The sequence below is a fragment of the Burkholderia sp. JP2-270 genome (assembly GCF_003233675.1).
GTDB classification, from domain to species: domain Bacteria; phylum Pseudomonadota; class Gammaproteobacteria; order Burkholderiales; family Burkholderiaceae; genus Burkholderia; species Burkholderia pyrrocinia_C.
Genome location: NZ_CP029825.1, coordinates 774,727 through 792,913, shown reverse-complemented (window position 1 = coordinate 792,913; position 18,187 = coordinate 774,727). Strand labels below are relative to the sequence as shown.

Annotated in this window: 16 protein-coding genes and 2 pseudogenes; 14 read left to right on the top strand and 4 right to left on the bottom strand. The window is 68.0% G+C overall.

The window, feature by feature from the left end:
* Positions 1-25: 25 nt before the first annotated feature.
* The 13 genes and pseudogenes from DM992_RS42835 to DM992_RS21325 form a co-directional block, all read left to right on the top strand.
* Positions 26-1,585: pseudogene (locus tag DM992_RS42835) on the top strand (sigma 54-interacting transcriptional regulator); the annotation flags it as partial.
* A gap of 113 nt (positions 1,586-1,698) precedes the next feature.
* Positions 1,699-2,046, top strand: a complete 348-nt coding sequence (locus tag DM992_RS43535) for a hypothetical protein (protein ID WP_343212477.1) — start codon at positions 1,699-1,701, stop codon at positions 2,044-2,046.
* A gap of 416 nt (positions 2,047-2,462) precedes the next feature.
* Positions 2,463-3,344, top strand: coding sequence for a neutral zinc metallopeptidase (locus DM992_RS21375; RefSeq protein ID WP_034180453.1), 882 nt, complete (start codon positions 2,463-2,465; stop codon positions 3,342-3,344).
* Positions 3,345-3,501: 157 nt separating this feature from the next.
* The gene (locus tag DM992_RS21370; RefSeq protein WP_111018528.1) at positions 3,502-4,242 is read left to right on the top strand and encodes a LuxR C-terminal-related transcriptional regulator; all 741 of its coding nucleotides are present in this window, start codon (positions 3,502-3,504) and stop codon (positions 4,240-4,242) included.
* A gap of 163 nt (positions 4,243-4,405) precedes the next feature.
* Entirely contained in the window at positions 4,406-5,908 is a 1,503-nt protein-coding gene (locus DM992_RS21365; protein ID WP_034180450.1) for an aldehyde dehydrogenase family protein, read from the top strand.
* A gap of 70 nt (positions 5,909-5,978) precedes the next feature.
* A complete protein-coding gene (locus tag DM992_RS21360) occupies positions 5,979-7,319 on the top strand; it encodes an aspartate aminotransferase family protein (protein ID WP_111018527.1) in 1,341 nt (446 codons plus the stop codon).
* 187 nt (positions 7,320-7,506) lie between these two features.
* Positions 7,507-9,009 (top strand): APC family permease, encoded by a 1,503-nt coding sequence (locus DM992_RS21355; RefSeq protein ID WP_111018526.1) that lies wholly within the window; start codon positions 7,507-7,509, stop codon positions 9,007-9,009.
* Complete coding sequence (locus DM992_RS21350; RefSeq protein ID WP_111018525.1) at positions 9,006-9,593, top strand: DUF3156 family protein; 588 nt, start codon at positions 9,006-9,008, stop codon at positions 9,591-9,593. Before DM992_RS21355 ends, DM992_RS21350 begins: the two co-directional genes overlap by 4 nt.
* 68 nt (positions 9,594-9,661) lie before the next feature.
* Positions 9,662-10,600: a helix-turn-helix domain-containing protein gene (locus DM992_RS21345; RefSeq protein WP_105392646.1), complete on the top strand. Its 939-nt coding sequence runs from the start codon at positions 9,662-9,664 to the stop codon at positions 10,598-10,600.
* A gap of 133 nt (positions 10,601-10,733) precedes the next feature.
* Positions 10,734-11,942, top strand: coding sequence for a porin (locus tag DM992_RS21340; RefSeq protein WP_111018524.1), 1,209 nt, complete (start codon positions 10,734-10,736; stop codon positions 11,940-11,942).
* Between the two features lie 187 nt (positions 11,943-12,129).
* A complete protein-coding gene (locus tag DM992_RS21335) occupies positions 12,130-13,368 on the top strand; it encodes an ABC transporter substrate-binding protein (RefSeq protein WP_111018523.1) in 1,239 nt (412 codons plus the stop codon).
* A 34-nt stretch (positions 13,369-13,402) separates the two neighbouring features.
* A complete protein-coding gene (locus tag DM992_RS21330; protein ID WP_111018522.1) occupies positions 13,403-14,272 on the top strand; it encodes a sugar ABC transporter permease in 870 nt (289 codons plus the stop codon).
* Positions 14,269-15,129: a carbohydrate ABC transporter permease gene (locus DM992_RS21325; RefSeq protein ID WP_111018521.1), complete on the top strand. Its 861-nt coding sequence runs from the start codon at positions 14,269-14,271 to the stop codon at positions 15,127-15,129. Before DM992_RS21330 ends, DM992_RS21325 begins: the two co-directional genes overlap by 4 nt.
* Positions 15,130-15,161: 32 nt before the next feature.
* On the opposite strand, the gene DM992_RS21320 is transcribed toward DM992_RS21325, so the two are convergent.
* Positions 15,162-16,184: a LacI family DNA-binding transcriptional regulator gene (locus DM992_RS21320; RefSeq protein ID WP_111018520.1), complete on the bottom strand. Its 1,023-nt coding sequence runs from the start codon at positions 16,182-16,184 to the stop codon at positions 15,162-15,164.
* A gap of 6 nt (positions 16,185-16,190) precedes the next feature.
* Here DM992_RS21320 and DM992_RS21315 point away from each other — a divergent pair, with 6 nt between their 5' ends.
* Positions 16,191-17,108: a phosphatidylinositol-specific phospholipase C gene (locus tag DM992_RS21315; protein WP_162631708.1), complete on the top strand. Its 918-nt coding sequence runs from the start codon at positions 16,191-16,193 to the stop codon at positions 17,106-17,108.
* A 58-nt stretch (positions 17,109-17,166) separates the two neighbouring features.
* Here the strand turns inward: DM992_RS21315 and DM992_RS21310 are convergent, their stop codons facing one another.
* The 3 genes and pseudogenes from DM992_RS21310 to DM992_RS21300 form a co-directional block, all read right to left on the bottom strand.
* A complete protein-coding gene (locus tag DM992_RS21310; RefSeq protein ID WP_111018519.1) occupies positions 17,167-17,505 on the bottom strand; it encodes a hypothetical protein in 339 nt (112 codons plus the stop codon).
* A 39-nt stretch (positions 17,506-17,544) separates the two neighbouring features.
* Positions 17,545-17,802 (bottom strand): annotated as a pseudogene (locus tag DM992_RS21305) (LysE family translocator); the annotation flags it as partial.
* A 95-nt stretch (positions 17,803-17,897) separates the two neighbouring features.
* On the bottom strand, positions 17,898-18,185 hold the full coding sequence (locus tag DM992_RS21300; protein WP_111018518.1) for a hypothetical protein: 288 nt from the start codon (positions 18,183-18,185) through the stop codon (positions 17,898-17,900).
* Between the last annotated feature and the right edge of the window lie 2 nt (positions 18,186-18,187).

The following is an 18,187-nucleotide window of genomic DNA, read 5'->3' as shown; positions in this document are numbered from 1 at the left end:
TCGGGCGCCCCACAAAGTCGACAAAATGGCCGCTGCGACGGCCGTGCGGTTCGTGCCGTCACGAAACCGCCAGGAGACAGACATGCAACAGAGAGGCACGCCGATGGACTGGTTTCCCAGTCCACACCATGACGCGAGCATCATGGCCGCATGGGAGCATCTGGTGACAGGCAGCGAGTGGCGTTCGCCCGACATACGCGGCGTGGTCGACGATTCGTGGCAGCGCTGTCTCGTCAGCCGCGTCGATCCCGGCGTCGACCGCGCGCCGCCGCCGCTCGATGAAGACGGGCTCGTGCAATGGCGCACGTCGAACCGTCGCCTCGTCGATGCCAGTCTGCCGCTGATGCAGCAGACCCGGGATTTTCTTTCGCAGACGGGCACGGTGATGCTGCTGGCCGATCCGAGCGGGATGATCCTCCAGCAGGAGGGCGACATGCGGATCGTCGAGCCTGCGCGCGAGGTCGGCCTCATTCCGGGCTGCGAGTGGACCGAGCTGAATTGCGGCACCAATGCGATCGGCACCGCGCTCGCGCTCAGGCAGCCGATCCAGATCCATGGCGCGGAGCACTTCTGCGCCGGCATCAAGCGCTGGACCTGTTCGGCGACCGTCATCCAGGATCCACGCGACGGGCACGTATTGGGCGTGATCGACATTTCGGGGCTCGCGCAGACCTACAACCCCTACAGCCTTGCGCTCGCGGTGTCGCTTGCGGGCCGTATCGAAAGCCGGCTCGCGAAGGAGGGCATGGCGCGCCGCCTGAGCCTGCTTGACCGCTGCGCGTCACGCTTCGGTGCGTCTTCCGCCGATGCGGTGATCGTCGTTGACGAACGCGGCCGACTCGTCAAGGCCAACGCGCAGGTCGTTCCGGTGTTGCGCCGGCTCGGATTCGATATCCGGTGCGACGCGTCGTTCGCGCTGCCCGAACTCGAGCACTACGCGAGCGACGGCCGCCTGTCGGCGAGTGCGCCGGCATGGCTGCTGCGCAGCCACATCGAAACCGTGCGGGACGGCGCGGACGTGCTCGGCTACATGATCGTGACGCCGGGCATCGCGAATCCTCGCGGGGCCGTCCCGATCGTGCGCGGACGGGAACGGCGCGGCGGTGAGCCGCGAGGGTTCGAGCGCATCGTAGGCGACAGCGCCGCATTGCGGGAAGCCGTGAATCGTGCGCGCCAGCTCGCGCCGTCCAGGGTGCCGGTGCTGCTGCTCGGCGACACCGGCGTCGGCAAGGAACTGTTCGCGCAGGGTATCCACCAGGCGAGCGATCGCGCCGACGGTCCGTTCGTTGCGCTCAACTGCGGCGGGTTGTCGAGAGACCTTCTTGCCAGCGAGTTGTTCGGCTACGCGGAGGGCGCGTTTACCGGCGCACGCAAGTCCGGTGCGGCGGGCAAGATCGAAGCGGCCGACGGGGGCACGCTGTTTCTCGACGAGATCGGGGAAATGCCGCTCGACATCCAGCCGCATCTGCTGCGCGTGCTGGAGGAGAGCGAAATCTATCGCCTTGGCGAGAATACGCCGCGCAGGGTGAATTTCCGGCTGGTCGCGGCGACGCACCGGGATCTGAAGGACGCCGTCGCGAAAGGCCAGTTCCGGATGGATCTGTACTACCGGATCGCGGTCACGACCGTGTCGATTCCGAGCTTGCGCGAGCGTGGCGAGGACCTGCCGGCGCTGATTGCGCATTGGCTCGGGCATCTGTGCGAGACGTATGGCCTCGCCCCGCGGTCGTTCGACGACGATGCGTATGCACGCCTGTTGCGCTATCCGTGGCCCGGCAATGTGCGCGAACTGCGGAACGCGATCGAGGGGGCGCTGCTGCTGTCGGACAGCCCGGTGATCCAGGCCGACAAGCTGCCTGCCGAGATCGGCGCGGGGGCGTCGATCGATGCGTGCGCCGCGCGGCCGGTCGACGCGCTCGCGCCGGATGCGGGCGACTCGTTGAAGATGGCCGAGGCGGAATCGATCCGCCGCGCGCTTGCGCGTCATGCCGGCAATCTGACGAAGGCGGCGAGTCAGCTCGGCATCGCGAAGAGCACGCTCTATGAAAAGATCCGCAAGTACCGCTTGCTCGACGCAGTGAGCGACGTTCGCCGGGGTCACGCGAAGTAAGTCGCGGCGGGCCTGGCCGTGCGGCGGCCGGGCAAGCCCGGTGTTCTCCTCGTCATCTCGTCCTCCCGGGCCGCACGTGCCGTCATTTTGCAAAAAATGACGATGTCGCCGGTCCGGTCGCTCTATGCTCCATATTTTTGCGATAAGACATCAAGGTCGGCAAAATGGCGCGTGCGCCGGTCCGTCATCCGGGTGCCGCGTGCGTCGTGTATCGACAGGCCTGCACGATGCTGCACGACCGACCGGGCGTGCAGCCGTGCGATAGCTGCCGGACGCTGCGCGTCGCAATGTGAATCAATCGCCTGCCGGGGGCTGTCCGGTCAGCACAACGACAAGGAAGGGAGGGCCGCCAATGAGGCTGGACGACGAAAGAGAAAGCATGAACGTCGAGGACCGCCGCGGCGCCGGCGGTTTCGGCGGCGGGCGCGGCGCGACGATCGGCATCGGCACGATCGTGGTCGCGCTGGCCGCGTCGTATTTCTTCGGGATCGACCCGCGCGTGGTGCTCGAAGGCGCATCGGCGCTGCAGGGCCGCCAGCAGCAGGCGCAGCCCGCGCCGGCACAGCGCCAGGGCGCGCCGGCGAACGATCCGGGCTCGGTGTTTACGCGCAAGGTGCTCGGCAATATCGAGCGTACGTGGACGGGCGTGTTCAACACCCAGCTGCATGGGCAGTACGAGCCGCCGAAGCTCGTGATGTTCACGAATTCGACGCCGACCGCATGCGGCACGGGCCAGACGGCGATGGGGCCGTTCTACTGTCCGGCCGACCGCAAGGTGTATATCGATCTCGGTTTCTACGACGAACTGCGCAAGCGTTTCGGCGCGGGCGGCGATTTCGCGCAGGCTTACGTGATCGCGCACGAAGTCGGCCATCACGTGCAGAACCTGCTCGGCATTTCCGACAAGGTCGACGCCGCGCGCAGGCGTTCGAGCCAGGCGCGCGCGAACGCGTTGTCGGTGCGGATGGAACTGCAGGCCGATTGCTTCGCCGGCGTGTGGGCGAACAATGCGCAGCGTGCGAACCAGCGGTTGATGGAGCCCGGCGATTTCGAGCAGGGGCTGAAGGCGGCCGCCGCGATCGGCGACGATCGGCTGCAGCAGCAAGGGCAGGGTTATGTCGTACCGGAAAGCTTCACGCACGGCAGCAGCGACCAGCGCGTGTACTGGCTGCGGCGCGGGATGGAGGCGGGCGAGGTGAGCGCCTGCGACACGTTCGCCGCGAACGCGCGCTGACGGAAGGCGCGCGCGCCGTCGCGCGCCCGCATCGTCCCGGCCACACCGGCCGACTCCGCCAGACCGGGACGATTTGCCGATTTGTGCTCACCGGCGCTTTTCGGCGCCGGTAGGCTGGCCCGAACCTAGACGCGTTCGCCCGCCAGCCGATTCCTCCATGCCGACTCCATCCGTTCCCGCCGACCAGGGCGCCGCCGACTGGCAACGCGCGCTGCGCGCGTGCGTGGACGCGTTCGACGCGTTCGCGAGCCCGTCCGCGATCGTGTTCTACCGGCTCGACCAGAGCGGCGAACCGGCCGATTTCGAGCTGTTCGGGATGCCGGAGTCGATGCATCGCACCTATGTCGCGCGCTACCGGATGCTCGATCCGCTGCATCCGTCGCGCTGCGCGGCGGGCGAGCGCGCGGTTGTCACGCTCGCTTCCCAATTGCCAGATGAAAGACGCGAGGCGTCCGCGTACTGGACCCGTTTCCTGCGGCGGCACGACGTGGCCGACGTCATTGAAATCTGGCTGCGCGACGCGGGCCGCACGGTCGGCGCGTTCTCGTTGCTGCGCTTCGGGATGGGCGAAGCGGGCGGCGGTGCGACTGGAAATAGCACGGCGGGCCGGTTCGCACCCGGCGAGATCGATGCGCTCGCGCGGCTGCAGCCTGTCGCCGAAGCCGCGCTGAGCCCGCTGCTGCGCGCGCGGCGCGGGATTCACCGGATCGGCTGCGAGGAACGGCTGACCTACCGTGAGGAACAGATCGCGCGCCTCGTGCGCGACGGCCGTTCGAACAAGGAGATCGCGCGCGATCTCGCGCTCGGCCAACCGACCGTCAAGACGCACCTGATGCGCATGTATCGCAAGCTCGGCGTGTCGAATCGCACTGAACTGGTTGGGGCGCTGTTCCTGTAACGCCTTCCGTTTCCGATTACGCGGTCCGTTGTTTGCAACTGAAAGCGCCCCCCAACGCGCTGCCAATTTGCGCTCACCGAGCGCGATCCCTCGTCGATACAGTGGTCCGACGCCCGCGTGCCCACGCGCTCGCGGTCCAGCCACGACAATCCTCGAGACGCTTATGAGCAACACGAACTTCGTCGCCGTCAGCGACACCGTGCGCACCTTCGTTGCGCGCGATTTCGGCCTCTTCATCGACGGTGAAATGCAGCCCGCACACGCGGCTGCGCGGCTCGACGTATACGACCCCGCGACGGGCGAGCGGCTCGCAACGGTCGCGGATGCTGACGAGCACGACGTCGACCGCGCGGTCGCCAGCGCGAAGCACGCGTTCGACACGCGCGTGTGGAGCGGCCTGCGCCCGGCCGACCGCGAACGCATCCTGCTGAAACTCGCGGACCTGATCGAACGCGACGCCGAAACGCTCGCGCAGCTCGAAACGCTGAACCAGGGCAAATCGATCCACGTGTCGCGCGCGATCGAGGTCGGCGCGAGCGTCGAATACGTGCGCTACATGGCCGGCTGGGCGACCAAGATCACCGGCCAGACGCTCGACGTGTCGATCCCGTTCCCGCCCGGCACGCGTTATACGGCCTATACGCGCAAGGAACCCGTCGGCGTGGTCGCCGCGATCGTGCCGTGGAATTTCCCGCTGATGATCGCGGTGTGGAAGCTGATTCCCGCGCTCGCGGCCGGTTGCACGATCGTGCTGAAGCCGTCGCCGGAAACGCCGCTCACCGCGCTGCGTCTCGCCGAGCTCGCGCGCGAAGCCGGCGTGCCGCCCGGCGCGTTCAACGTCGTCACCGGCGGGCGCACGTGCGGCGCCGCGCTCGCGAGCCATCCGTCGATCGCAAAGATCTCGTTCACGGGTTCGACCGCGACCGGCAAGCTGGTCGGCGCGGCGGCCGTGCAGAACATGACGCGCTTCTCGCTCGAACTCGGCGGCAAGAACCCGATCGTGATGCTCGACGACATCGACGTCGCGCAGGCGCTCGACGGCGTCGCCGCCGGCGCGTTCTTCAACCAGGGGCAGGTGTGTGCGGCCGCGTCGCGCATCTATGTGCATCGCAGCAAGTTCGCGCAGCTCGCGGACGGCCTCGCGGGCGTCGCGCAGTCGATGAAGCTCGGCGCGGGCCTCGACACGACCGCGCAGATCAACCCGCTCGTGTCCGCGCACCATCGCGACAAGGTCGTCCAGCACATCGAAGGCGCGCGCCGCGCCGGCCTCACGTTCCTCGCGGGCGGCACGCCGGCCGACGACCTGCCCGGCTATTTCGTGAAGCCGGCTGTGATTGCCGATCCGCATCCGGACAGCGCGATCGTGCGCGACGAGGTGTTCGGCCCGGTGATCGTCGTCGTTCCGTTCGACGACGCGGCCGACGCCGTGCGCCTCGCGAACGCGTCGCCGTATGGCCTCGCCGCGAGCATCTGGAGCAACGACCTGAAACGCGTGATGAACCTCGTGCCGCAGATCGAGGCCGGTACCGTCTGGGTGAACTGCCATATCCCGCTCGACCCGTCGATGCCGTTCGGCGGCTACAAGCAATCGGGCATCGGCCGCGAGTTCGGCCAGTACGCGATCGAAGGCTTCACCGAAACCAAATCCGTCTGCATCGCGCACTGACGCGCGACGCGAACCACGACCCTTGACCCCGAATGACCCAGCTTCAACCGATCCGACAGTGGAGACTGCAATGAGCTACAACGAAGCAAAATTCTGGCATCCGATGGTGCATCCGAACGAAATGAAGCAGCGCAAGCCGATCCGCATCGTGCGCGGCGACGGCTGTTATGTGTTCGACGAACAGGGCCGGCAGCTCGTCGACGGCGTCGCGGGCCTGTGGAACGTGAACGTCGGCCACAACCGCCAGGAAGTGAAGGACGCGATCGTGCGCCAGCTCGACGAGCTCGAATACTTCCAGCTGTTCGACGGGATCTCGCATCCGCGCGCGGAAGAGCTGTCGAAGAAGGTGATCGACATGCTCGAACCGGAAGGGATGCGCCGCGTGCTGTACAGCTCGGGCGGCTCCGACGCGATCGAGACCGCGCTGAAGATCGCGCGCCAGTACTGGAAGGTGCGCGGCCAGGCCGATCGCACGAAGTTCATCTCGCTGAAGCAGGGCTATCACGGCACGCACTTCGGCGGCGCGTCGGTGAACGGCAATACCGTGTTCCGCCGAAACTACGAGCCGAACCTGCCCGGCTGCTTCCATGTCGAGACGCCGTGGCTGTACCGCAACCCGTTCACGCAGGATCCGGAGGAACTCGGCCGGATCTGCGCGGAAATGCTCGAGCGCGAGATCCAGTTCCAGAGCCCCGACACGGTCGCCGCGTTCATCGCGGAGCCGATCCAGGGCGCGGGCGGCGTGATCGTGCCGCCGGCCAACTACTGGCCGCTCGTGCGCGAGGTGTGCGATCGCTACGGCGTGCTGCTGATCGCCGATGAAGTCGTGACGGGCTTCGGCCGCAGCGGCAGCATGTTCGGCAGCCGCGGCTGGGGCGTGCGCCCGGACATCATGTGTCTCGCGAAGGGGATCTCGTCGGGCTACGTGCCGCTCGGCGCGACGGTCGTGAACGCGCGGATCGAGGATGCGTTCGCCGCGAATGCGGACTTCGGCGGCGCGATCATGCACGGCTACACGTATGCGGGCCACCCGGTCGCGTGCGCGGCCGCGATCGCGAGCCTCGACATCGTCGTCAAGGAAGACCTGCCGGCGAATGCGGCGAAGCAGGGCGCGTATCTGCTCGAAGCGCTGCGGCCGTTCGCGGAGCGCTTCGCGGCGGTCGGCGAGGTGCGCGGCAAGGGGCTGATGCTCGCGCTCGACCTCGTCGCGAACAAAGAGACACGCGAGCCGATCGACCCGCTGTCCGGCTATGCGAACGCGGTCGCGGAAGTCGCGCGCGAGAACGGCGTGCTGGTGCGACCGGTCGGCACGAAGATCATCCTGTCGCCGCCGCTCGTGATCCAGCGCGAACAGCTCGACCGGATCGTCGACGCGCTCGCGGCGGGCTTCGAGGCCGTGCCGTTCGCGTGACGGCCTGGCGGCATGCGCGCGTGACCGCAAACCGGCGGCGGGCAGCCCGGCCGCCGCCGGTTTGCCGATTTGCGCTATGACCGGTTTATTTTGCCTGCGTATTTTTTCGACATCGGATCGAGTTGTGATCGACAGGGGGCCCGGGTTAAGAAGCGCGGGTCCGGGTCAACGAAGGAAGGAGACAACGATGTCGGGATGGTCAGGAGTTACCGGCGCCGCGGGCGATACGCCCGCCGGCACGCCGGCCGAAGCGGGGGGCGGCACCGCACTGAAGGCGGGCGCGGTCGGTTTTCCGACCGCGCTGGCGAGCGCCGTCGGCCTCATCATGGCAAGCCCGGTGATCCTCACCGCGACGTCGGGCTTCGGGATGGGCGGCTGGGCGTTCGCGGTCGCGATGATCATCGCGTTCGTGATGATGCAGGCACAGGCGACCACGTTCTCCGAAGCCGCCGCGATGCTGCCGACGGCCGGCTCGGTTTACGATTACCTGTCGTGCGGGCTGGGCCGCTTCTGGGCGATCACCGGCACGATCTCCGCGTATTTTCTCGTGCACGTGTTCGCCGGCACGGCCGAGACGATCCTGAGCGGCATCATGGCGCTCGTCAATTTCGAATCGCTGAACGCCGCGTTCGAGAAGCACAACAGCTCCTGGCTCGTCGGCGTCGGTCTCGTGGTCACGTTCGCGATCACCAACATCGTCGGCATCAAGGTGTTCAGCAAGCTTGAGATCGTGCTGACGGCCGGCATGTGGCTGTCGCTGATGATCTTCGGGATTCTCGGGCTCGCGGCCGCGCCGGCCGTGCATCTCGACGGCTGGTTCGGCGGCTCGGAAGTCGGCACGTCGGTGCCGGCCGTGCTGTCGCTGGTCGGGATGGCGATGTTCATGTTCGTCGGCTGCGAGTTCGTCACGCCGCTCGCGCCGGAAATGAAGGCGCCGGGCCGCACGATTCCGCGTGCGATGACGATCGGCCTCGTCGGTGTCGCGATCTGCATGTTCCTGTACGGCGCGGCGATCCGCCGCCAGGTCGCGAACGTGCCGGTGAGCCCCGACGGCCTCACGCACCTGCTCGACACGCCGGGCGCGATTCCCGCGTTCGCGCTGCAGGTGCTCGGCCCGTTCGGCCGCATCTGGTTCGGCATCGCATTCCTGTTCGCGGGCGCCGCGACGATCAACACGCTGATGGCCGGACTGCCGCGGATCCTGTACGGGATGGCGATCGACGGCGCGCTGCCGCGCTGCTTCGCGTACCTGCATCCGCGCTTCAAGACGCCGGTGGTCGGCATCGTCGCGGCGGCCGTCGTGCCGATCTTCCATGCGTGGCTGATCAACGGCAATCTCGACAGCATCCTGCACCTCGTGCTCGCCGCGACCTGCGCGTGGGGCACCGCGTACCTGCTCGTCACCGCGTCGGTCGTGATGCTGCGCATCCGCCGCCCGGACCTGCCGCGCCCGTATCGTTCGCCGCTGTTTCCGCTGCCGCAGATCGTGTCGAGCGTCGGCATCGTGCTCGCGATCTGGTACATCACGCCGCCCGGCATGAACGCGCGCGACATCTACGTGCCGTTCGGCGCGATGCTCGGGCTCACCGCGCTGTACGCGCTGTTCTGGACGCTCGTCGTGCAGCGCCGGCATCCGTTCAAGCCGGTGCCGATCGAGGAAGTGCTGCGCAACGAGCACGTTGCATCGTGAAGGCCGCGCTCGCCCGGTGGCGTGCGGCGCCCGATGCGCCGCCGCCCGGCTACCGGCCCGGCGCGATCGCCGCACGCGTGCTCGCCGACCTGCATGCCGTGCGCGATACCGACGGTGCGGGCAGTCCGACGGTAAGGCTACCGAACGGCGTGTGCGTAAACGTCGAAGAGCGCGTCGAGCGCCAGTTCCTGATGCATACGGTCAGCGTGAGGGTGGCTGCGACCGCATGCGGCCCGGCCGCGCAGGGCCGCGCCCGCGTGCGGCAGACCGGCTGGCTGCGCTGCACGGGCATCGATGCGGCACCCGCGCCGGGATGCGACCCCGGATTCGTTGACACGGTGGCTGCGCTGGTTGCCGAGCCGTCGCTGGCCGACGCGCTGCGGCCGCTGCACCTGACCGACTGCGCGATCGACGCGCGCGACGGCCGCTGGACGCTCGCGATCGTGCCGTTCGGCGGCAGCGAGGTCGTGAACCGGATGCCGTCGTTTCGCCGCTACGTCCGGCTGACCGGCGAGCAGGCTGCCGCGTTGTCGGCGGCCTGTCTTGCGTTCGAAACGGCACTGCGCAGGTTTTTGCGCGGGTAAGCTGTGGCGTTGCGGCGGGGCGAACGCCTTGGTCGCATCCAGGAATCAGGGTTTTACCGGAGGCGCCGATGTTGTTCCAGTCACGCTCGCACGAAGACGTGCACGACCACGGGCTCGCGATCGCGGGCTGGCATCAGGTCTACCGCCAGATGACGCCGGGCCGCTTCAGGGGCACGGTCACGCAGGTGCTGTACGACGATTTCCACTTCTTCCGGGAAACGACCAACCGGCGCGTCGCGCAAACCGGGCTCGCGCCGGCCGGGCGCACGTCGCTCGCGGTACCGTTGTCCGTGCCGCTCGCGGGCACGTTCCAGGGCCAGCCGGTCGACGGTTATGCGCTGCTCGCGCTGCGCGCCGGCGAGGATTTCGAATTCCACACGCCGGAAGGGATGGGGCTCGTCGGGATCAGCGCGGCGTCCGACATGGTCGACGAGCTGTGCGAGGCCGAATTCGGTGCGGCCGGCGCGCGCAAGCTGCGGCACGTGACGCGGCTGTCCGATGAGCAGGGCGTCGCGCTCGGCGTGCGGCTGTCGTCGCTGATCGACGATGCGCAGCGCGACCCCGGCCACCTCGAATACGCGGCCACCCGCAAGATGTTCCGCGACGCGATGCTCGGCATGTTCCTCGATGCGCTCGAACAGGGCATCGGCGTCGAGCGCCGCGACATCACGCATGCCACCTACAGCGACATCGTGAGCCGCTGCGAGAAGCATCTGCGCGACCGGCCCGAAGAGCCCGTCACCGTGCTCGAACTGTGCCGCGCGCTGCGCTGCAGCCGCCGTACGCTGCAAACCAGCTTCCAGCGCGTTGCCGACGTCACGCCGGTCGGTTATCTGCGTACGATCCGGCTGAACGCGGTGCGGCGCATGCTGCGCACGACGCCGGTACAGCAGCTCGGCGTCGGCGAGGCCGCCGCGAGCTGGGGTTTTACGCATCTCGGCTATTTCGCGCGCGAGTATCGCGACCTGTTCGGCGAGCTGCCGTCCCAGACGACGCGTCCCGACTGACGCACGCGCAGCGCGATCCACCGTTTGCCGATTTGCGATAGAGGTCCTGAATTTTCGCTGGATAGAGTCCCGTCACCCATATCGACAACACCATCGGTTTGCACTGCGAATCGACGACACCAGAGGACGGGACATGAAGATCGGACGACGACTGGCCGCGGCCGCGGCTACGCTGGGTTGCATGCACGTGCACGCGCAGACCTCGGGCAGCGTGACGCTGTACGGCACCGTGGACACCGGTGTCATCTACTCGACGAACCAGCAGTTCACGCGCGCCGACGGCAGCACGGGCGGCGGCCATGCGTGGCAGATGGGCGGCGGCAACCTCGTGCCGTCCCGCTTCGGTTTCCAGGGCGCCGAGCCGCTCGGCGGCGGGCTCGACGCGGTGTTCACGCTCGAACAGCAGTTCCTGTCCGCGAACGGGCAGGCGCTGCAGGGCGGCACCGCATTCAGCCGGCAGGCGTGGGTCGGGCTGCGCCAGGACGGGATCGGCACGCTCGGCCTCGGTCGGCAATACGACTCGTACACGGACATGCTCGGCGCGTATGTGTCGAGCAACAACTGGGCGACGCCGTATGGCTCGCATCTCGGCGACGTCGACAACCTGAACGCCGCGTTCAATTTCAACAACGCGGTGAAGTTCACCAGCGCCGATTTCAACGGCCTCACGTTCGGCGGCACGTTCAGCTTCGGCGGGCAGGCCGGCGATTTTTCCGCGAAGCGCGGTTATGCGGTGGCCGCGACGTACACGCGCGCGCCGGTGGCGTTCTCGGTCGGATACCTCGACCTGCACCAGCCGCTCGACGCGGCGCTCGGCGGCGCGAGCGGCTATATCGGCGATTTCGCGTGCAGCAACCCGGGCGCAATGTACTGCCTGCTGCAGGACGCCGGCTCGATGCGCGCGTTCGGCGCCGGCGGCTCGGTGACCTTCGGCGCGGCGACGGTCGCGCTTACCTACACGCATACGCGACTCGGCGACAGCCGCTATTTCTCGACCGCCGCGCAGCCGCGCACGCAGGCGTTCACGTTCGACATCGGCGAGCTGAACGTCACGTACATGTTCACGCCCGCGCTGCAGGGCGGCGTCGCGTACATCTTCAACGCCGCGCATACCGACGGGCGCGGCACGACGCGTTTCCACCAGCTGAACGTCGGCACGAACTACAGCCTGTCGAAGCGCACGGCGCTGTATGCGGTCGCGATCGGCCAGATCGCGAGCGGCACGGGGCTCGGCACCGATACGAACGGCAACGCGGCGAACTACGCGCAGATTCCGGTGCTCGCGAACAGCAATTCGAGCCGGCAACTGGCGGTGATGGCCGGGATCCGCGTGAACTTCTGACGGGACCGGGGCAGTCAGGCGGGCGGGGCGGCAGGGCACGGCGGCTGTCTCTTCCGCCGTGTGCCACAAATTCTTAACGATCTGCGTGAACAATGGCGTTCGCTTCAGGCAGCCGGAAGCGTCGCTCGCGTTGCACACGTGTGCAACGCCCGGCTGTCCCGCCACCACGCCGAACGAGAGAGACCTCATGACCTTGCTGAGCCGCCTGCGCGCGCTGTCCGCCGCCCTTGCGCTGTCCTTCGCCGCCACGCACGCCGTTGCCGCGGATCTCGTCATCGCAGGCCGCGACGACATCTACGGCAAGGGGCTGGCCGACGCCGTCGCCGGCTTCAACAAACTGCACCCCGGCACCGAGATCGAGCTGCTCAAGCTGCCGAACGCGAACCTGTACCAGAAGCTCAAGCTGTCGATGCGCGAAGGCACCGGCGCGTACGACCTCGTGATGATGGACGACACGTGGGCGCCCGAATTCATCGGCAACGGCTGGCTGAAGCCGCTGCCCGCGTCGCTCGCGGACGCCGATCTCGTGCCGTCCGCCGTCGCGCTCGGCCGCAACGCGGCCGGCGCGCTGTATGCGCTGCCGATCGTCGGCAACGTCGAGATGTTCGCGTACCGCAAGGACCTGCTCGCGAAATACAGGCTGCAGCCGCCGCGCAACTGGGACGACGTGCTGAAGATCGCGCAGACCGTCGGCGGCGCGGACAAGAGCGTGTCGGGCGTCGTGTTTCGCGGCACGAAGGGCAACCCGGTCGTGACGGGCTTCCTGCCGATCCTGTGGGCCTACGGCGGCGACGTGCTCGACCATGCCGGCAACGTGACGATCGATTCAAGCGAGGCGCGGGCCGCGCTGAAGACGTTCCTCGCGCTGAAGGCGTCCGCGCCGAAGGACGTCGACGTGTACGGCGCGGCGGAGGTGCGCGATGCGCTGCAGCGCGGCACGGCCGCGCAGTCGATCGAGGTGTGGCCCGCTTGGGTGCCGGCGCTCGACGATCCGAAGCAGTCGCGGGTGGTCGGGCAGATCGCGCTGCAGCCGCCGCCCGGGCAGATCGCCGGCCCGGCGCCGATGCTCGGCATCTGGCAGATGGGCATTCCGAAGGACGCGCCGCACGCGAAGCTCGCGCAGGACTTCCTGGCTTACCTGAGCTCGCGCGATACGCAGACGCGCCTCGCCGGAATCGGTATTCCGCCGACCCGCCGCAGCGTGTTTGCCGATCCGGCGCTGGTGCGCCAGTACCGCTGGTATCCCGATCAACTGAAGGCGCTCGAGGCCGGCCGTGCGCGGCCGCGCGTGAAGGACTGGCAGCAGGTGGAAAGCATTCTCGGCGACCAGCTTCAGCTCGCGCTGACCGGGCAGGCCGCACCCGATGCAGCGCTGCGCCAGGCGCAGCAGAAGATCGCGCAGGCGATGGCCGCGGCCGGCAAGTGACGGCGCGCCTCGATACGTCGCCCGGAACCCGCGCATGAAAGCCTTCGGCCGCAGCCTGCCGTTCGTCGCGCTGCTCGGCCCCGCACTGCTGGTGCTCGCCGCGCTCGCGCTGTATCCGGTCGCGCAGGTGCTGATCGATTCGTTCTGCCGGGTCGACTACGCGGCCGGCCGGCGTGCGTTCGCGGGGCTCGCGAACTATCGCGCGGTGCTAGGCGACGACGCGTTCACGGCCGGTTTCGGCAATACGCTGCGTTTCACGATCGTCGCGTCGCTTGCCGAGGTCGCGCTCGGCTTCGGCCTCGCGCTGCTGTTCGTGCGCGCGTTTCCGGGGCGGCGCATCGCGCTGCCGCTCGCGATCCTGCCGATGATGCTGTCCACGCTCGTGTGCTCCGCGATCTGGCGCAACTGGCTCAACTTCGACGGCTTCCTGAACAAGTTGCTCGCGGCGTTCGGCATCGAAGGCGTGCGCTGGCTGTCCGATCCGCATCTCGCGCTGTGGTCGCTCGCGCTCGTCGACGTGTGGCAGTGGACGCCGATGGCGTTCCTGATCGTGCTGGCCGGGCTGCAGTCGATTCCGACCGAACTGTACGAAGCCGCGCGCACCGACGGCGCGAGCGAGTGGCAGTGCCTGCGCGACATCACGCTGCCGCTCGCGGCGCCGCAGATCGGCCTCGCGCTGCTGCTGCGCTCGATCGACACGTTCAAGCTGTTCGACAAGGTCTATGCGCTGACGGGCGGCGGCCCCGGCAACGCGACGCAGACGCTGTCGACCTATATCTACGACACGGGCTTCCGCTTCTTCAACGTCGGACCGGCGAGTGCCGCGTCGGTGCTGATGCTCGCGGCGTCCGCGCTGCTGGTCTCGGGGTATGTATGGCAGACGGTTCGCAAGCGGCGCGCATGACGGCGCAACCCGCGGGCATCTCGCGCGCGCGAACGGGCGCCGCATTCGGTCGCGCGGTGCCGTGGGCGCTGCGTGTTGCCGCGCTCGCGCTGTTGCTGCTGCCGTGCCTGTGGATGGCCGGCGCGGCGTTCATGCCGACGCTCGAACGCCTCGATCATCCGTTGCGGATCTGGCCGGCCGCGCCGACCGTCGAGCATTTCGCGTCGGTGTGGTCCAACGGCATCGGCGCGCCGCTCTTCAATTCGCTGCTGGTCGGATTCGGCACGACGCTGCTCGCGCTGGCGCTCGCGTTTCCAGCTGCGTATGCGCTCGTGCGGCTGCGGTTTCCGGCGCGGCTCGACCTGCTGTTTCTGGTGCTCGTGCTGGCGTTGAAGCTGATGCCGCCGATCACGATCGCGGTGCCGCTGTTCGCGCTCGCGAAGCGGCTGCACCTGCTCGATTCGACGCTCGGCCTGACGCTCGCGTATCAAATCTATGCGCTGCCGATGGCGATCTGGATGCTGCTCGCGTTCGTGCGCGACGTGCCTGTCGAATACGAGGAAGCGGCCTGCATCGACGGTGCGGGGCTCGCGCGGCGGCTCGTGCAGATCGTGCTGCCGCTGTGCGCGCCGGGGCTGATCGCGACCGCGATCTTCGTGTTCATCGCCGCATGGAACGAGTTCCTGATCGCGCTGCTGTTCGTGTCGACGCCGAGCCGCTTCACGCTGCCGCTCGCGATCGCCGGCTACGTGACGGAGAACGGCATCGACTGGGGCGACCTGATGAGCGCGGGCCTGATGGCGTCGCTGCCTACGCTGGCCGTGGCCGGCTATGTGCAGTGCTACCTGTTGCGCGGGTTTGCGGGCGGGTTGAAGTGACGCGCGGCAACGCCGCGCCCGATTTCACCGTGTCATGCGCAGCTATGCCGCACCACCTGCGTGACCGGCACGACGCGCGTGCGCGACGGGCCGTCGAACGTCTGCATCCGCTCGGCGAGCAGGTCGACCGCCGCATGCGCGAGGCCGCGCGTGTCCTGCCGGAGCGTCGTCAGCCGATAGGCGTCGTATTCGGCGGCCGGGATGTCGTCGAAGCCGATCACGCGCAGGTCGTCCGGTACGCGCAACCCGAATTCGCCGCGCGCGGCGTCGATCACGCCGAGCGCAAGCAGGTCGGACGAACAGAACACGCCGTCGGGCCGCGCGCCGGCCGCAAACAGTTGCCGCGTGGCATCGATCCCGCATGCATGCGTGTCGGACGGCGTGTCGAGCACGCGCGCGAGCGTCGCGTCGAATGCGTCGCCGCGCCCGATCGCATGCTCGAATGCCGCGGCGCGCGACTGCGCGCTGTAGCTCGCGCCGCGCGGCCCGACGAACGCGAGCCGGCGCGCGCCGGCCCGCACGAGCCGCTGCGCCGCATGAGCGGCGCCCGCCGCGTTGTCGCTGACGACGACATCCGCGCCCGGCAGGTTCGCGTCGCGATTGATCATCACGACGGGGATCCGGTGTTCGAGATACTGCTGCGCCACCGACAGTGGCGGCGATGCGGACGTCATCACGAGGCCCGCAATCCGGTAGCTGAGCAGTTGCTCGAGCGACTGCCGGACCTGGCGCGGATCTTCCGCATTGGTCACGAGCGGCGTGAGTGCGCGCTGCCCGAGCGCGGCCATCAGGTCCGACAGCAGCCGCGCGCGGAACGGGTTCTCGAAGCCGGCCGTCACGACACCGATCATGCTGCTGCGCTGCGTGATCATGTCGCGCGCGATCAGGTTGACCTGGTAGCCGAGCGCGCGCGCGGCGACCATCACGCGTTCGCGCGTTTGCGGCGCGATGCTCGCGGTCGGCGAGAACGCGCGCGACACCGCGGAGCGCGATACGCCGGCTCGTGCCGCGACATCCGACGCCGTTACCCACGGTTTTCTTTCCTTGTCATTCATCGATTCATGATCCATTCGAGCCACGAAACGTGCACGCCGCTCGCCGACTGGATGTCGGCGCTCGACGATGCGCGGCTGCTGCATACGCTGACCCTACCGGGCAGCCATGACACTTGTGCGTATACCGTCGACGACCGGCTCGTGCGCACGCAGCGCGCGCCGCTCGATGTGCAGCTCGCGCACGGCGTGCGACTGCTCGACATCCGCTGCCGGCACGTGCGCGATGCGTTCGACATCCATCACGGCGGCATCGCGCTCGGCATGACGTTCGACGACGTGCTGGCAACCTGCACGCGCTTTCTCGATGCGCATCCGCGCGAATGCATCGTGATGTCGGTGAAGGACGAATGGCCGGCGCACGCGTGCGCGCGCAGTTTCGATGCGACGTTCGACGCGCATCGCGCGCGCCACTCGCGGTTGCGCTGGCATGCCGGCGGCACGCTGCCCGCGCTCGCCGACGTGCGCGGCGCGGTCGTGCTGCTGCGGCGCTTTCGCAGCGGCCGGCCGCTCGGCATCGACCTGACCGCGTGGCCCGACAACGCGACGTTCACGATCGATCATCCCGATGGTGCATTCGTGATCCAGGACGAATACCGCGTGCCGGTGACCGCGTCGATCGGCTGGAAGTGGCGTGCGATCGACACGTTGCTCACGCACCTGCCGACGCCGGAAAGCGGCCGCTGGGCGATCAATTTTTGCAGCGGGACCGGGATGGGCGCGAATCCGTCGGTGGTCGCGCACGGCGACGGCAGGGTGCAGGGTATTCATGCGCGGCTGGCCGGACGATTGGGCGAGCAGCGCGGCCGGTGCGGCGCGATGCTGCTCGACTTCTGCGATGACGACGATTGGGCACTGGTGCGCGCGCTGATCGAGTGCAACGACCATGCGCCGGGTTTTCATGGTGAATCCGTACGGGGGCAATGATCGGATTGCCATTGCGGATCGCCGGCGGGGTGCCGGCGTGATTGCACGGTTACGACGATCAGCGCGCGTTGCCGATCGTGATGCAGAAATGGAGCCGGTCGGTCGTTTCGGAGTACTCGTCGCGCCACGCCTGTGCGTCGGACACCATCGTGCTGCGGCAGAACGCGGCGGCATCTTCAAGCGGCAAGTCTTCAAGACTCACGGTGCCCTGCGGCGCGCTGCCATGTCCGACTCGTCCGTCGGCAGTCAGAACCCAGCCTTCCCACCCGTAGATCGGAATGCGATGACGCTCGCAAAAATCGATGCATTCGAGCGCGGTGTCGAGCGGAAGCACGATCTCGCGACGGGAAATCGATCGCGCGGCGAGTGCGGCAGGAATCTGCCCGAGTTGCGACATGGCGGGCGGCAGGGGGCGGTGTGGCGCGGGATCGGCGGGCTACCGCGTCGCGATCGCCACCGCCGCACCGGCCATTGCGGTCGCGCTCGTGCGGTTCGCGATCCGTTTCGCGCGCGCCGAAGTGAGAAAAGCCCGCGCACGCACTGCGAGCAGCGACCAGAAGCAGTCGGCGAGGATCAGCACCGCGAGCATCGTGCCGACGAGTTCGGCCCACGCGAAAACGCCCACGTGCGTCAGATCGACGATGGTCGGCAGCAGCGCGAGATAGAACAGCATGATCTTCGGGTTGCCGAGCGTTAGGCTAAATGTATATTAGCAGAATCGAACAATCATCCCGCCGCTAGCCTACCGGAACCTAGAAATGATAACGGCGCCTTGCGGCGCCGTGCTGGTCATGCTGTTTGTTGGTCGGGGGAAACCGTCCTGACACGCAGGAAGCCCTGCGCGCACAGGAAGTTTCGATACGATCTGATCGCGATTTCCCACACGGCGCGCGACACGGCCGGACCAGCGTCGACCACGTGGCCATTCTGATCGAGCACAGCGAGCGTCGCCGGACTGCCGTCGGGAGTTTCGATGCTGAGCCCCTGAAAGCTGACGGCGCTTATCGTGCTGGAGATTGCTGCTGCAATTTGCGTGTCCCCGATCGGTGCTTGCGGTTTCGATTGATTCTTTGTCATTC